12 protein-coding genes are annotated in these 14,816 nt (G+C 43.2%); 5 read left to right on the top strand and 7 right to left on the bottom strand.

Features of this window, described 5'->3' with window-relative positions; all coding sequences use genetic code 11:
* Window positions 1-87: 87 nt before the first annotated feature.
* From EMP01_RS09075 to EMP01_RS09085, 3 genes are all read left to right on the top strand, one after another.
* Window positions 88-960, top strand: a complete 873-nt coding sequence (locus EMP01_RS09075) for a murein L,D-transpeptidase catalytic domain family protein (RefSeq protein ID WP_129021190.1) — start codon at window positions 88-90, stop codon at window positions 958-960.
* A gap of 209 nt (window positions 961-1,169) precedes the next feature.
* Window positions 1,170-2,111 carry a hypothetical protein gene (locus tag EMP01_RS09080; RefSeq protein WP_129021191.1) on the top strand — a complete coding sequence of 314 codons (942 nt, stop codon included), beginning with the start codon at window positions 1,170-1,172 and terminating at the stop codon, window positions 2,109-2,111.
* An 11-nt stretch (window positions 2,112-2,122) separates the two neighbouring features.
* On the top strand, window positions 2,123-2,707 hold the full coding sequence (locus tag EMP01_RS09085) for a hypothetical protein (protein WP_129021192.1): 585 nt from the start codon (window positions 2,123-2,125) through the stop codon (window positions 2,705-2,707).
* Window positions 2,708-2,802: 95 nt separating this feature from the next.
* Here the strand turns inward: EMP01_RS09085 and EMP01_RS09090 are convergent, their stop codons facing one another.
* Complete coding sequence (locus EMP01_RS09090; protein ID WP_129021193.1) at window positions 2,803-5,325, bottom strand: T9SS type A sorting domain-containing protein; 2,523 nt, start codon at window positions 5,323-5,325, stop codon at window positions 2,803-2,805.
* Between the two features lie 646 nt (window positions 5,326-5,971).
* Here EMP01_RS09090 and EMP01_RS09095 point away from each other — a divergent pair.
* The gene (locus EMP01_RS09095) at window positions 5,972-6,340 is read left to right on the top strand and encodes a DoxX family protein (protein WP_129021194.1); all 369 of its coding nucleotides are present in this window, start codon (window positions 5,972-5,974) and stop codon (window positions 6,338-6,340) included.
* On the opposite strand, the gene EMP01_RS09100 is transcribed toward EMP01_RS09095, so the two are convergent.
* Genes EMP01_RS09100 through EMP01_RS09120 form a run of 5 tightly spaced genes read right to left on the bottom strand, consistent with a single transcriptional unit; the run spans window position 6,319 to window position 9,576 of the window.
* Entirely contained in the window at window positions 6,319-7,041 is a 723-nt protein-coding gene (locus tag EMP01_RS09100; protein ID WP_129021195.1) for a type 1 glutamine amidotransferase, read from the bottom strand. The genes EMP01_RS09095 and EMP01_RS09100 overlap by 22 nt on opposite strands.
* Window positions 7,038-7,778, bottom strand: coding sequence for a YggS family pyridoxal phosphate-dependent enzyme (locus tag EMP01_RS09105; protein WP_129021196.1), 741 nt, complete (start codon window positions 7,776-7,778; stop codon window positions 7,038-7,040). Before EMP01_RS09105 ends, EMP01_RS09100 begins: the two co-directional genes overlap by 4 nt.
* Entirely contained in the window at window positions 7,763-8,500 is a 738-nt protein-coding gene (locus EMP01_RS09110; protein WP_129021197.1) for an AAA family ATPase, read from the bottom strand. The genes EMP01_RS09105 and EMP01_RS09110 overlap by 16 nt, the downstream gene beginning before the upstream one ends.
* A complete protein-coding gene (locus tag EMP01_RS09115) occupies window positions 8,487-9,026 on the bottom strand; it encodes a GNAT family N-acetyltransferase (RefSeq protein ID WP_129021198.1) in 540 nt (179 codons plus the stop codon). Before EMP01_RS09115 ends, EMP01_RS09110 begins: the two co-directional genes overlap by 14 nt.
* Window positions 9,016-9,576, bottom strand: a complete 561-nt coding sequence (locus EMP01_RS09120) for a GNAT family N-acetyltransferase (RefSeq protein WP_129021199.1) — start codon at window positions 9,574-9,576, stop codon at window positions 9,016-9,018. The genes EMP01_RS09115 and EMP01_RS09120 overlap by 11 nt, the downstream gene beginning before the upstream one ends.
* A gap of 69 nt (window positions 9,577-9,645) precedes the next feature.
* Between EMP01_RS09120 and EMP01_RS09125 the strand changes: the two genes are divergently transcribed.
* Window positions 9,646-11,127, top strand: a complete 1,482-nt coding sequence (locus EMP01_RS09125) for an aminotransferase-like domain-containing protein (RefSeq protein WP_129021200.1) — start codon at window positions 9,646-9,648, stop codon at window positions 11,125-11,127.
* 475 nt (window positions 11,128-11,602) lie between these two features.
* Here EMP01_RS09125 and secDF read toward each other — a convergent pair whose 3' ends face one another.
* Window positions 11,603-14,680 (bottom strand): protein translocase subunit SecDF, encoded by a 3,078-nt coding sequence (gene secDF, locus EMP01_RS09130; RefSeq protein ID WP_129021201.1) that lies wholly within the window; start codon window positions 14,678-14,680, stop codon window positions 11,603-11,605.
* Between the last annotated feature and the right edge of the window lie 136 nt (window positions 14,681-14,816).

Below are 14,816 nucleotides of genomic sequence, written 5' to 3' on the forward strand. Positions count from 1 at the left end.
CTAATATGTTAAAATTTCCCCCTAAAGGGGTGATATTTCTAATATATTTTTTAACTTTGAATATTAACCAACAGAAAATTTTATTTGATGATACAAACTAAAAACTGGGTAAAGGCATTTATTCTTTTTTTATCAGTACACATCATTCCGGTGTCGAACGTAATTGCAGAGGGTTTGGTAATACCAACTTCTACCAAAACAGTAGAAGATAACGCAGCCCGTCTTTATCAGGAGATCAACTTCGGTAACTTCCGAAAATTGTCTAAAGACGTATTCCTTAAAGGATATCAAGGCTTCCTGAATCTGAAACAAAGTGGTCAGTTAAATGATCGTGATGTTTTAACCATTTGTGACTTTAGTCTTTCTTCTAACGTTCCGCGCCTGTGGGTGATCGACCTGAAAAAGAAAAAAGTGCTGTTTAACTCTCTGGTCGCACATGGCCAGGGTAGTGGCGAAGAGTTTGCAACAAACTTTTCTAATGTAGAGAATTCTCATCAGAGCAGTATGGGTTTTTATGTAACCGATAATACATACTATGGTGATAAAGGATATTCTTTGAAATTGCAGGGTAAAGATGTCGGGTATAATGACCAGGCATTTAGCAGGGCAGTGGTAATACACGGAGCAGATTATGTCAGCTACGATTTTATTAAAGGCAATCAACGCCTGGGTCGCAGCTGGGGATGCCCGGCATTACCGGTAGAGCTTACCCGTCCTATTATTGATAATATCAAGGGTGGTACCGCTTTATTTATCTATACGTCAAACCGTAAGTACCTGGCCAGTTCAAAATGGCTGAACAAATCTCCTAAAGTTAAAATGGAGGATATGTTTAACCCCAATGAACCGAGAATGCTGGCAGAAAACGCACAGGAAACGAGAGACACTGTAGCCAAGCCGGTAGCCCCGAAATTGCCGGTAGAAAAGAAACCGGTGCCCGCAGAGATGTACTTTAATTGAACTTTAGTATTGGTTGCTTTTGGCGCATACAAATATGCTTGAGCAATAGTTAAAAGGCCGCAGCAATAGCTGCGGCCTTTTTTTATGCGGATTTTTAAATACTGTAATATTATAATTTGTTGGATTGCTTATTTATATATTTCTCTGTATTGTAAAAAAATAAAATAAGTATTACTTTTGGATTCTTATTTATTAAATAATTTTCTTAGATGAAAGCACCGTTTTTTATTGAAAATATATCAGAAATAAATCCTAAGACTAGATATTGGTTTGTTAGAACAGAAGGAGGTGGATTATATGATATTTATAAAGACGATAATTTTATTGCTATCGGTTGGAATCAAATATCAATAAATATGTTAGAAACTTTGTCTTTTAATAATATTGCTGATATTTATGCTAAAACATTACAAGAAACCCGTTCAAAGAAGGATATATCAACAACCGTTAATCAACTTTTTAGATTTTATAATATTGAGAAAAATGACATTGTAATTATTCCAAGTAAAAATTCTACAAATTATACCTTTGGTATTGTGCAAGATGAAAGGCCATACGAGTCTTATGAAAATGACATGTGTGAATATAACAAACGTAGAAAAGTAAAGTGGGTTAAGACAGTGTATGTTGGAAATATAGATCCGCATTTCTATAAAATAAGAAATCGACATACAATTACGAATGTGGATTACCTTTCAATTTATATTGATAAGGTAGTTGAGAAGTTATATAGAAAAGGTGAGAATATACATTTAGTATTTGATATAGAAACAAAGGAAGCCATTAATGTAAAAATTCTTGCAGAATTGCTAACGGATATTCAAAGTTTAGTTGAGGATGCTAATGCATTTTACAGTTTTGAAGAAGATGTACAATCTACTTCAGTAAGATTAAACTTACAATCTCCTGGACAAATTGAATGCATAACAAAAATCGGAAAGTCTCTTGCAGTGGTGGCAGGTGCTTTGGCATTTGCTAGCTGTGGTGGGATTAATAATAATAAGAGCTCGAGCACTATTGAAGATGATACTAAAAAATTGTCTAATTTTGTTCGAGAAAATGAGGCAAAAATAAGGCGGATAGAAGAAAATCAGAAAATACTCAACTCAAATAATAATAGCGATTATCAAGATGTATTATTTGGCAAATAGAATATTTTGTTATGGGCATCAGTGAATTCTTTCCTAATTCAGATAATTTTTACAAGTTTTTACTTGTTGGAGGGGCGATTTTAATTGTTTTTGCATTAGCATATCCATCAGAGAGAGAGTTGCAAATAAGGACTGAACAAAAAGTGCTGTTAAAAGATGCGGAAATATTAAATAATGAATTGAGCTTTTTAGAAAATAGGTATGAATGTTTGCTTAAAGAAAGAGATTCAGTGAATAAGCTTAGAGTTCAATCAATAGTTTCAAGTAAAACAAGCCAATTTATTAACGTTCATTATAATAAATCAGTTATACTTGATTCTTGTCTTAGAGTTGCTAAATCTAAAAATATTGAAATAAAATATAAAGCAGAGCAAGTAGAGGTTTTGAAAAGCCAAATTTCCTTTTTTGCTTGGCTTAAATGGGTGTTGATTGGTGTGGGTATTATAATGCTTATTTTTGGATTGATTAAATGGTTTGTCGCTACTTCAGAAAATGATAAGTTACGTCGTCTTGAGATAGAAGAAAAAAGGAGAAAACTTATTAATTATAATTCATATTGGACAGGTTCAAATACTACTTCAACAACAAATAATTAATGCATTAAATTTTTCTACTTAATACCGAATGAAACAATGGGTCCGCAGCAATTGCTGCGGACCCATTGTTTCATTCGGTATTTTAAGCGTCTGTACTATTCTTTTACAAACGATGATCTGGATAACTGAGCGCCAGCCTGGTCTGCCACGATGCATAAGTATACACCAGCAGGCAAGTGCTTCATATTTACCTGTACAGCGCCTGCTTTTGTTTTGCCGGTATATACCACCTGACCATTAGTATTGTACACCGTTACGGTTTCAGTACCTTTCAGGCCATTGATTGTTACCGATTCACGGGCGGGGTTAGGGTATAGGTCGATACCATTGTTCGGAGTATATTTCACCATTCTTACCGGGCTGTATGCATAAGCACCATCATGATCTTTTTGTTTCAGGCGATAGAAGTTATCTCCGTACACGGGTTGCAGATCGGTATAAGTATACCTGCCCTGCGACACCGCTGCATTACTGCGTACTGAACCAATAATGTTCCAGTCCTTGCTGTCTGTACTTCTTTCGATATCAAATCCCCAACTGTTTTGCTCTGCAGTGGTCAGCCATTCCAGCAGTACACTGTTGGGTTGCTTAATGGCTTCGAAGCGCAGCAATTGTACCGGCAGCGGACAGGTTACCTGGTATGCCACGGTATCTCTGCTCATACAGCCTCCCATAGGACTGGTTATGGTCCATACAAAGCGATAAGTACCTACAGAGTCCATATTGTTCGCCATCGTAGAAAAGCTGGATGTTGAAGCAATAATTGGTACTGCACCTGCCGGAGCCTGTGCAACGGTCCATGCACCGGTGCCGGAACCTGGATTATTGCCCAGCAAAGCTGCACTGTTGGCACACAATCCAGACTGATCCGATCCGGCATTTGCATTGATTGGATTTTCTACATGAATGGTAAAGGTTCCCGTCATAGAAGAACCGGAGCATGCATACTCCTGGTCCAGGAACGGACCCACACCACCGGTTGCCCGTGTGGCCGTTATGCTGAATACATAATCTCCTGCCTTGTCCAGGTTACTGATGAGCGTAGAAGTGCTGGTTATTGAGCGCAGATTAGAGGAGGTATAGGTAGGGGTAGAAGATCCTGCCGGTTTGGAGATTACCGCAAAATTATAGATGCCATTGAACTCCTGAAAGTAACTACTGTTGACTACGCCCTTATAGATAGCGGGCAGAGGTATATTGGCCGAAATAGCGCCGGTGCCCGGGTAGCAGATGCTCTGGTCAGGAACGGCAACATCCGGACGGTTATTGTCGGATATATGGATGTAATAGGGTTGAGAAATCGAGCAGGAACCGTTAGAGGTACTGATGTTGAACTTATACGTACCGATCTGCCAGCCGCCTGCAGGAGGGGTTACCGTTACGGTTCTGTTATAGGTGCCGGCTCCGGACAGGCTCACCGAAGGGGCGCCTCCCGGAGGCAAAATGCCAGTTGTTGTAACGGTAGTGGTCACCGTGGCCGGATCAGATGGGTCAATGTCAAAGTAAAATAATTCTGGTGCGGTAGTGCCGACTTTATTAGTGCAATGTAACTCTCCTCCGCTACCGGTGCTTACATACACCATGGATTGCTCCGGATGGCTGGGCAGCGCGAAGTTAACCAGGTTAGGCGTGGTGCCGGAATAGGTAAATGATATTGTCGGGGTAGTATAGGTACCGCAACTGTTGGTAACGGTCAGGGTAAACTGATAAGTACCGTTTACACTCATACCGTTAAAATACACACGCGATAACTCAATAGCATTAAAAGTCATATTAGCTCCTGCCGGCTGGCTGATTACATTTAGAGTAACCGTGGTGCCGTTGGCTACAGTGCCCGCCGATCCTGCATATGCAGTACTGAAGGCCGGTGAGGTAGATTGTAAATCGTAAAAGTCCACAGTGTTGGCCAGGTTTCGGCATTTGGATATGGTTGTTGGCGAAACGATCTGCGGATTAGGCACAAAACGAACGATGGTAGTATCCTCATAACTACATACACCATCCAGCGAGGTAATCTTCAATATGGCATAATATGCAGGATCTATTTCATGATTAGTAGTGTTGATCAGGGAAAATGTTGGCGTAGCAGAGGTGGTACTGCTGAATTGTGCATTGGTCGATACCTGGGTGCTGAAGCGGACAAGGCTGAAAATATTTACCGCTCTCCAGCTTCCGGTATAACCGGCTGGAATTACCCCGGCAAGGTTCGTGGTACCGGTGGTAGCACAGATCGTAGTAATATCTGATCCTGCTGTAAAGCTGGCAGGTCTTGGATGTGCGGTGATGGTTACATTAGATGTAGCTGTACCAGTACCGCAAGGGTGGCTGAGGCTGAACACATAATCTCCGTTTACGGTCATGCCGGTAACTGTTGTGGTAAGGCTGTTGGGAGTAGTGATCACAGGGGTTGTGGGGCCGGACACAAAGGTCCATGTAGGATTGCCCGCGCCGACTGTACCGGATACCCCTCCTGTAAGGGTAGTGGAGGAGCCGCAGATGATGGCATTTCCACCGGCATTTACGGTACAGTTAATACCTTGTGCATACAGGTTAGTTGCAGCACCGGACAGAATGGCCAGGTATAGTGCAACAATTAAACGGGTAAAGTTTAGTTTCATGATTTTTGGTTTTGATTTAAAAATTGCTTGGATTGTGTTAAAGAAGAGTAGGGTGCGCTATAGTAGTATTTCCTGGGTTGTCGTGGTGCAATGTCAATACTGTTATGCTTTATAAAAAAATCGATCCGGTCTTTCGCCTGTGAGCAGGCAAAGAGGAGAATCGATTTCAGGGTTTATTTTTTGTAAGGTGTGTAGTATGGAGAGAACTAATCTCTTCATCATTTAAGTTGTTCTGCGATTAATTCTGCAAGCAAAGTAAAGCCAGGAGATATAGAATAATAAATTATATAGTATCTCCTGAATACTAAGCTGCGGTTTTTACAATTGTTTTGCAGTACATTTCCGATAGTATTAACCAATCAATAGTATTCTCGGTGCTTCAAAGTAGTGCAGTGTCTTGCTGGTGAGCGAAATAGAAGTTTATGGCGCGCAATTTTCCCCGTAGTTCCTGCAGTATGCAGCCTGGTTTCTTTCGGGTTGCTCAGGTTTTATATTCGGGAAGTACTATAATGCAGGTTAAGTTATAGCAGAGTATGGCAATGAGATGGGCATGGAATGGAATAAGCACTCTTGTGCTTAGATTTGTTTTATAAGCGTATACCGGCTTAATTTTGCTGCCGGAAGCTGTGACACAGCGATTTTATTTATGATGAATACCATATTGTGGGTACTACAGATCCTGCTGGCGCTATTTTTCATCATGCCGGGTTACGGCAAGCTGTTCAGCAGCAGGCAGCAGCATATTGAGGATAAGCATATCGAAGCTGATGGCCAGGTATGGCCGATAAGAGTGCTGGGCGCGTTGGAGTGGCTGGGTTGTATCGGCATTATACTGCCCTGGTATACCGGCATAGCACCAGTGCTGACACCATTGTCTGCATTGGGTTTCGGGCTCATTATGCTGTCCGGTATATTCATGCATGAGCGCAGGAAAGAACATAAAATGCTACCCATGCTGTTTATTGTCTTTTTAATGGCTGCAATCGTTACGTATTATCGGTTTGCAGGGTTGTAGCTGTAGGGTAACCACTGCTCCAGGATTGCCGCCATTATAGCGTTTGAGCGCCCGATGTGATCCATCTTGCTCAGTATAGTCTCCCGGTCCTGCACAAAAGGATTATTCGTAATGTCAGCCGGAATGTGCTCCAGCACCTGCTGCAGGCTTTCCTTCGTTAGCTCCAGGTGAAACTGTAAGCCGATAACTTGTGTGCCATTATACATAAATGCCTGGTGGCCGTTGGCCTCTGACTGTAACAGATCCAGTGCATTGGCTGGGATAGTGAACTGGTCGCCATGCCAGTGAAATACAGTTGGTTTGCCGCGGAATAAATCATCAAACCAGGGCACCTGATTACAGTCAAAGTCTGGTAACACAGGCCACCATCCAATCTCTTTATGGTCTGCCATCACCACTTTTGCACCCAGGCAATGCGCGATGAGCTGTGCTCCCAGGCATATGCCCAGTACTTTTTTGCCGGAGCGGATACATTCTTTTATCAGCGCTTTCTCCTGGCTCAGCCAGCTGTACCGGTCTTCTTCATACACATTCATCGGACCGCCGAGAATGATCAACGCATCAATTGCAGGCGCATCCGGTAACACATGGTTTGCTTCATAAAGCCGGGTAGCAGAGAGGTTGTGCTGATGCTCCTTTAACCATGTTTCGATATAACCCAATCCTTCGAAAGGGGCATGTTGCAGGTAGTGTACATTCATATCAGTGTTGTATGTTCGTTCCAGTAATAATGGTCAGGCGTATTGCGCTGTCCGAATACAGCGGTGCCTACCCTGATGATGGTTGCCCCCTCTTCAATGGCCGTTTCCAGGTCGCCGCTCATCCCCATCGATAATTCGTCCATTGATACTTCAGGAATATCCAGGGCAATAACCTCCTGCTGTATGGAACGGAGTAGCTGAAAGCACTTGCGTACCTGCTCTGTATCTGCACTGAACAGGCCTATGGTCATCAAACCTTTTATCTGTAAAGTGCCCAGTTGGGATACCTCCTGTATAAGGGCAATAGCCTGGTCGGGATGTACGCCAAACTTACTTTCCTCTCCAGAAGTATTGACCTGTATCAGCACTTCCATTTTCCTGTTTTCTGCGGCTAAGCGCTGATGCAGCTTTTCGGCAAGTTCCCATCGGTCCAGCGATTGCAGGCAGCTCACTTCATATTTGAGGATGTCTTTAATCTTATTGGTCTGCAGGTGGCCGATGAAATGGTTGGTATGTGGTATCGTTTTCAGGGCCTCGTACTTTTCTTTCAGTTCCTGCACCTTATTTTCTGCAATAAGGGAACACCCCTGTTGCAGCGCCACACCAATACGTTCCGGTGGGACCGTCTTGGTGGCCAGTAAGAGTTTGACTTCATTACGTGGTCTTCCGCTTTGCAGGCAGGCTTTTGCAATGCGATTCTCTATCTGCGCTATATTATGGGTTATGTCGTTATACATAGTTCTGCTTCCGTTACGGCTTTTGCTTCCAGTTCATTGATCAGGTTTGCTTTCACAACCCCCAGTGCATAATCTTTAGCTTCGGCAAAGGAGCAGCCATATCTGCGTTCAATGATTCGGAACTGTTCCGGGAAGCGCGATAGTAATAGGGTATAGTAGGTGTCCAGTGCCTCATCTGTCGGCATTTCAAAAGGCAGCTTCAGCTGAAAACGGCGGATCAGGGCTGAGTCAATAATCTCCGGGTGATTGGTCGCACAAATCAGCAATGCCGTATCAGGATAATAATCGATCAGTTGTATTAACGTATTGACCAGTCTGCGCATCTCGCCCACATCTTTATCCTCACTGCCGCGGGCTTTACCGATCTGGTCAAATTCGTCCAGGAAGAGGACTGCCTTATCTCTTATGGCGCGGTCAAATACCTGTTTGATGTTCTGTGAAGTCTCCCCGATACGGGAGCAGACCACATTACTCAGGTTCAGGATCAGTATCTTTTTACCTAATGCTTGTGCCAGCGCCTTTGCGGTCATCGTCTTGCCGCAGCCGGAGCTGCCATACAGTAATATTTTATTGTCCAACGGTAAGCCATGCTGATGCAGTTCTGTAGCGAAACGATGTTCCCGTATCAGTTGCAGGACTTTAGCTCTGTTCTCTTCAGACAGTACAGTATCATCCAGCGATACAATCTCTTTATCATTTATGATCAGGTCAAACGAGTTCATTATGCCATTTACTTTTAGTGATTTGATATGCAAAGTTAAGCTTCGGTTGCTCTCCGAAATAAGTAACTTCCTGTTCTGCGATTTTTTCTGCACCCAGTCGTGAAATAGCGATCTGCGAGCGGATATTCTGTGCCCCGATATGGAAATGTACCTTCGATACAAAACGGAACAGATAGTCCAGCATCAGGCGTTTTACAGACTGGTTATAGCCTTTGCCCCAGCAGGATACCGCATAAAAGGTATAGCCGATAAAGATACTGTCATCCTGTTCATCATAATCGTACAAGCGGGTGCTGCCGATGACTCTGCCACTATGCCTGTCGGTAATGAGAAAGGCACCTTTGCTCTGCATAGCCCCTTCAAAGAACGTGCGGAACACATCCTGCTTCCAGCGGTCTTTGTTGGGATGCTGTTCCCAGATGGCCGGGTCGGCGGCAACAGGATATAATATATCAAAATCCTGCTCACGGAGCGGCGTCAGTACGGCAAGTTCATTTTCCAGTAAGGGTTGAATATTAAAATGCATGTTTTGTGTACACTAATTTGGGGTTTAAGATTTTCTTCATCATCAGATCGGTTTGCTCATCATTACCCAGTCTGAAAATATGTTTGTCGAAGACCGTAAATCCGTTCTTCTCATAAAACCGCAGCGCGCGTTTATTTTCCTCCCATACGCCCAGCCATATATACTGTGCCTGTTCCTGCGCGGCAACTTCCATTGCCTTTTCAAACAACACTTGTCCTACCTGTTGCCCGTGATATGCCTGCAATACATAGATCCGCTCTATCTCCAGCGCAAGGCTATCTCTCAGTTCTGTCTGTGCAATACCTATATTGAGTTTGAGGTATCCCAGTAACTGATTATCCCGTAGCGCAAAATAGAACCGGGTATGCTCATTCTGCCACTCTTCAGTCAGCTTTTCGATAGAGAGGTTTTGCTCGAGATACTGCTGCATGTTTTCTGCGGTATTAACGGAAGAGAACGTTTCTGAAAATGTGTTGCGACTGAGCTCTTGCAGCAGGGGTATTTCGGCTGCTGTTATGGGTCTGATCTCTATTGATGTAATCGTGTGCATGAGGATACTCTATTAACACCCCAAAAATAAAATAGTATTGGATTATATTTGTAGTCCAATATTAATAAAATGGATAGTCCAATTACAGATAGTTTGTTCAGCAGTATACAGTTCAGTAATACCGATAGCAGACCGGTATACCTTCAGGTTGCCGATGCTATACTTTTACTGATCAGAGAGGGGAAATTAAAGCCGGGACTGCAACTGCCGAGTTCGAGAGCGGCTGCACAACTCCTGCGGCTGAACAGGATTACCGTCTCAAAAGCGTATGAGGAACTGCAGATGCAGGGCTGGCTGGAGCGCTTTGTAGGGCGGGGTACCTTCATTTCTATGCACATCCCGGAGTCTGAACCCAAACACTGGGATGATAGCGCCTTAAACCGTGCCCGGAAGACTGCCGGTTTTTCTGTAGACCGCAGTGCCTATCCTGAAAATGACTTTTTTGTACCCTCCGTTCCGCTCCACCTTGATGATGGTTTTCCAGATCCTAAACTGGCGCCGATCAAAGAGCTGTACAGGGCATACCGGGCACAGCTGACCCGCAGCGGATTGTACACTAAATTTGGCAGCTATAGTAACCCTGATGGTTCTGCAATCTATAAGGAAGCGCTGTCTTCGTACCTGAATGAGACGAGGGCATTAAAAACAACTGCTGCCAATATTCTGTCGGTGCGGGGTACATTAATGGGCATCAACCTGGTCTGCAATGCGCTGATCAGGCCGGGCGATGTGGTGGTTTCGGGCATTCCGGGCTGGCAGCGGGCGGAGCATAATTTCCTTCATGCCAGCGCCAGGCATATTGGTATACCTGTAGATGAGCATGGCATAGTGGTTGCAGCCCTGGAGCAGATCTGTAAGCAACAAAAAGTAAGGATGGTGTATGTAACCCCGCATCACCATTATCCTACAACGGTATCCTTACGCATCGATCGCCGACTGGAATTGTTACGCCTTGCCAATGAATACGGCTTTATCATTTTTGAAGACGATTATGATTTTGACTTCCATTACCGGCACAGACCTTTATTGCCCCTGGCCAGTGCAGATGAGAATGGTATGGTTATCTATTGCGGCTCTTTTAGTAAAAGCTTCTCACCGGCTTTCCGTATGGGCTACCTGGTGGCCTCGGAAAATGTAATTGAACACTTGGCTAATGTACGGATATTGCTGGACAGGCAGGGCGATCATGTGCTGGATAATGCTATGTCCGAGTTGTTGAATGATGGTACTATTCAACGCTATCTGCGCAAAGCATTGACAGTATATGAAGACCGAAGGAACTTTTTCTGCGATGCCTTGCAACAGGAATTGGGTGGGCTGGTGGACTTTTCTATACCAGAAGGGGGAATGACCGTATGGACAAAATTTGATAAATCAGTCGATCTGCAAAAGCTTTCTAAGCAGGCTTATACCAGAGGCTTATACCTTTCTGCCGGAGTAATGCATCAGTATCCAGGTTATAATGAAAATGCTGTGCGGCTGGGCTTTGCCTCTTCGACAAAAGAGCAACTGGCAGAAAGCATCGGCATTATGAGAAATCTCTTGAAATAGTGGAAATACATTAACTGAGTATCTGCTTGTAGGAACCAGATAATTATGTTACACTGTTTTGATTTGGCACCTTTTGCCTTGATGCAAAAGGTGCCGCCCAAAAATCAAGGCTGTATAAATCCTAGGCTAAAAATCAATGTGTCGGTCGGTCGCAAACGCAAACTCGCTGCGCTCAGACAGTGGTTTCCGACTTAATCGACCGAGCCAATGATTTTATTAACGCCGGATTTATAATGCCGTTTCGAGCGATCTGTACTGTACTGCTCTGCTTCGTCTTATCGACTAAGGCAGAGCAGAATAGATATGTGTCATTTGGAAAGGGAAATTTCTTGAAGCCGCTGCGCTGTGCTAGAAATGACGTAATGCCAATAGAAAACAGAAGAATAAAGTAGTTGACTACATGCGAATGACACATAAAAAGGAATCGGGCGATGATCATATGATCATCGCCCGATTCCTTTTTATGTGTATCTGATTAAGCTTGTGCTTTCAGATTTTTGATACGCTCTTCTTTGTCTTCTTCTTCACGTAAAGAGTCAGATTTATCCATATCTACCAGAACCGGAGCGGCCAGGAAGATAGAAGAATAAGTACCGATCAATACACCCAGAGACATTGCAAATGCGAAACCTCTCAGTACTTCACCACCGAAGATGAACAGGATTACTGCAGTCAGGAATACCGTTACAGATGTCATTACAGTACGGGATAAAGTATCGTTGATCGCACGGTTGATAACAGTTGTTTTGTCAGCATTTGGCGTCTTGCGGAACGTCTCACGGATACGGTCAAATACGATAACGGTATCATTCATTGAGAAACCGATTACGGTCAGTAAGGCTGCGATAAAGTGCTGGTCAATCTCTAATGCGAATGGTACGAAGTCCTTAGCGAAAGAGAATACTGCAATAGTCAGTGCCGCATCGTGTATCAGGGAAATGATGGTACCGAAAGAGTACTGCCATTTTCTGAATCGGATGAAGATGTACAGGAAGATGGCAACGATCGCAATGATAGACGCTTTGATCGCACCTTTCTTCAGGTCTTCAGAGATAGTAGGAGATACTGCTTGAGTACTTTGTACATATCTTGTAGAGAAGGTAGCCAGGTCTACATTAGCCGGGATCAGTTTCTCAGCTTTCAGACCATCATATAATTTAGTCAGTACTTTAGTTTCAGCATCTTTACCTTGCATGTTGATCAGGTAATCGGTAGTAATGTTCAGTTGGTTACCGGTACCGATTGTTTTTACAACAGGGTGTTTCTCCAGGTGAGCAGTCAGTTTTTCACGAACATCTTCTGTTTTCAGATGCTGATCAAATTTGATGGTATAGCTACGACCACCGTCAAATTCTACACCATAATCAAATCCGTGGAAGAAAGAAGCAATACCCAGGCCGATGATTACAGCAGAGATAACATAAGTGATCTTTCTTTTCTCGATGAATTTGAAGTTTGCTTTATGGAAGATTTTTTCAGAAAGCTTAGTGAAATATTTGAAGTGACGACCTTTCTTAGTGTAAGAATCTGTGATCAGGCGGGAAACCATGATACCAGTGAACAGAGACAGTACCAGGGCAATGATCTGAGTCAGGGCGAAGAAACGGATAGGACCCATACCGAACACCAACAGGATAACCGCAGTGATCAGGGAGGTAACGTGACCATCCAGGATAGGTGCATAAGAGCGTTTGTACCCTTTGTCTACCGCTTCAGAATAAGTATCACCCAGTGCCAGTTCATCTTTAATACGCTCAAAGATAATTACGTTCGCATCCACAGCCATACCGATACCTAATACGATACCCGCGATACCAGCCATTGTTAAGGTTGCACCGAACTCAGCCAGCAAACCGAAAGTGAATAACAGGTTTAATAATAATGCGATGTTAGCAATGATACCTGAAGTATTGTAGTACAGTACCATCAGTACGAAGATTACCAGGAAGGCAACTGCGAATGATTTGATACCACCATCAATAGACTCCGCACCCAGGGTAGGTCCTACCACTTGTTCCTGAACGATTTTCGCAGGAGCAGGCAGTTTACCGGTTTTCAGGATGTTAGCCAGTTCTGTACCGGAAGTAACATCAAAGTTACCGGTGATAGAAGATCGACCACCAGAAATTTCATTGATTACGTTAGGAGCAGAATATACAAAGTCATCCAGAGTAATAGCGATCGGATGACCAACATTGTCTTTAGTCATTTTAGCCCAGATAGAAGAACCTTGTGGGTCAAACTCCAGGGAGATCTCAGCCTGTCCGTTTTGCTGATAGTCAAAGCGGGCATCTTTTACGTGATCACCTTCCAGTTTAGCATCATCTGTACCTGGTAATGTTTTGATGGCATAAACACCTAATTTAGGGTTTTTGTCTTTTTTGTCACCAGCTTTAGCATATGGATTTTCACCCAGTAAGAACTTAACATTAGACGGGAATTCTTTTCTTACCACATCCATGTTCAGTAATTCTAAAACTTTATCCTTGTTTTTACGGTCAACAAGACCAATGATGCTTGCTTCAGCAGCCTGACCTTGCTGGTCAACCATTGGGGTCATGTACGTAAATAAAGATTGATTTGCAGCACCAGCTTTAGCACCGGCTTTGCTGGTATCGCCCAGAATGCTCGTCAGACTACCGTCTTTTGCAGCAGTAGTATCTTTTGCCGCTAAAGTTTTAGCAGTATCAGTAGCTTTCTTGGTTGTATCAGCAGCAGGTTTTTCACCGGCAAAGTATCCTTTCAGTGTTTCGTCAGCTTTAAATACAGAAGCTACCAGCTCCTGGTTAGAGTAAACTTCCCAGAATTGCAGTTTTGCAGTTGCCTGCAGGGTATTTCTGATCGATTCAGGATTCTTTACACCAGCCAGTTCTACGTTGATAATACCTTTTTCTTTATCTAAAGAGATAGTAGGTTGCGTAGCACCAAATTTGTCAATACGGGTTTCCAGAACTTTGTACGTGCTTTCGGTAGCTTCACCGGCAGCTTTTCTGATGTACGCCAGTACTTCTTCGTTAGAACTGTTGCTATTGATAGCAGTTTGGTTTGGCTTGGCAAATAAAGATGCAAGTCTGCCACCCGGATTAACCTGGTTATAAGCGTTGCTGAATAATGTAATATAGTTTTCAGGCTGTTGCTCGTATTTCTTATTAGCGATATCGATAGCGCTCAGTAAACCCGGATCTTTAGGGTTGATTGCCATGGATTGTAACAGACCGTCTAAGCCAACTTCAAGCGTTACACTCATACCACCCTGTAAGTCCAGACCTAAGGCGAGCTCTCTTGATTTTAACTCCTGGTAAGAGTATTCTGCCCCTAAGAAACTGAATGCTTTCTCATCACGAAGACTATCTGTAATGTGCACGAAAGCTCTATCGATCAATTCTTGCTTTTCAGCGCCGGTAGCTTCCGGATGCTGTTGATTGATCTGCTTTGATGCCATTGCAGTGTACTTCGCATCTACGTTGTGTGCGACGAATGTAAATGATAATCTCCATAGGGAAAAGACTATCAGGGCCGCGGTAAAAAACTTTACCAATCCTTTTAATTGCATACCAATAGTGATGTTATGACTTTAATTAACAAAATTTATTCAAGTGGGCAAATATAACAGTTTAATTTCAATTTGTTATATATATTTTAGCATTTTGCCAAACCATTGATTTTCATAGTATTTTAGCGGTTTTTAG

The sequence above is a fragment of the Edaphocola flava genome, from assembly GCF_004118155.1.
Taxonomy (GTDB): domain Bacteria; phylum Bacteroidota; class Bacteroidia; order Chitinophagales; family Chitinophagaceae; genus Edaphocola; species Edaphocola flava.

What these genes read in the sequence shown, in the direction of transcription:
- EMP01_RS09080 (WP_129021191.1), top strand. Translation starts at nt 1,170, where the DNA reads ATGAAAGCACCGTTTTTTATTGAAAATATATCAGAAATAAATCCTAAG.
- EMP01_RS09120 (WP_129021199.1), bottom strand. Translation starts at nt 9,576, where the DNA reads ATGCACACGATTACATCAATAGAGATCAGACCCATAACAGCAGCCGAA.
- EMP01_RS09100 (WP_129021195.1), bottom strand. Translation starts at nt 7,041, where the DNA reads ATGAATGTACACTACCTGCAACATGCCCCTTTCGAAGGATTGGGTTAT.
- EMP01_RS09115 (WP_129021198.1), bottom strand. Translation starts at nt 9,026, where the DNA reads ATGCATTTTAATATTCAACCCTTACTGGAAAATGAACTTGCCGTACTG.
- EMP01_RS09125 (WP_129021200.1), top strand. Translation starts at nt 9,646, where the DNA reads ATGGATAGTCCAATTACAGATAGTTTGTTCAGCAGTATACAGTTCAGT.
- EMP01_RS09095 (WP_129021194.1), top strand. Translation starts at nt 5,972, where the DNA reads ATGATGAATACCATATTGTGGGTACTACAGATCCTGCTGGCGCTATTT.
- EMP01_RS09085 (WP_129021192.1), top strand. Translation starts at nt 2,123, where the DNA reads ATGGGCATCAGTGAATTCTTTCCTAATTCAGATAATTTTTACAAGTTT.
- secDF (WP_129021201.1), bottom strand. Translation starts at nt 14,680, where the DNA reads ATGCAATTAAAAGGATTGGTAAAGTTTTTTACCGCGGCCCTGATAGTC.
- EMP01_RS09090 (WP_129021193.1), bottom strand. Translation starts at nt 5,325, where the DNA reads ATGAAACTAAACTTTACCCGTTTAATTGTTGCACTATACCTGGCCATT.
- EMP01_RS09075 (WP_129021190.1), top strand. Translation starts at nt 88, where the DNA reads ATGATACAAACTAAAAACTGGGTAAAGGCATTTATTCTTTTTTTATCA.
- EMP01_RS09110 (WP_129021197.1), bottom strand. Translation starts at nt 8,500, where the DNA reads ATGAACTCGTTTGACCTGATCATAAATGATAAAGAGATTGTATCGCTG.
- EMP01_RS09105 (WP_129021196.1), bottom strand. Translation starts at nt 7,778, where the DNA reads ATGTATAACGACATAACCCATAATATAGCGCAGATAGAGAATCGCATT.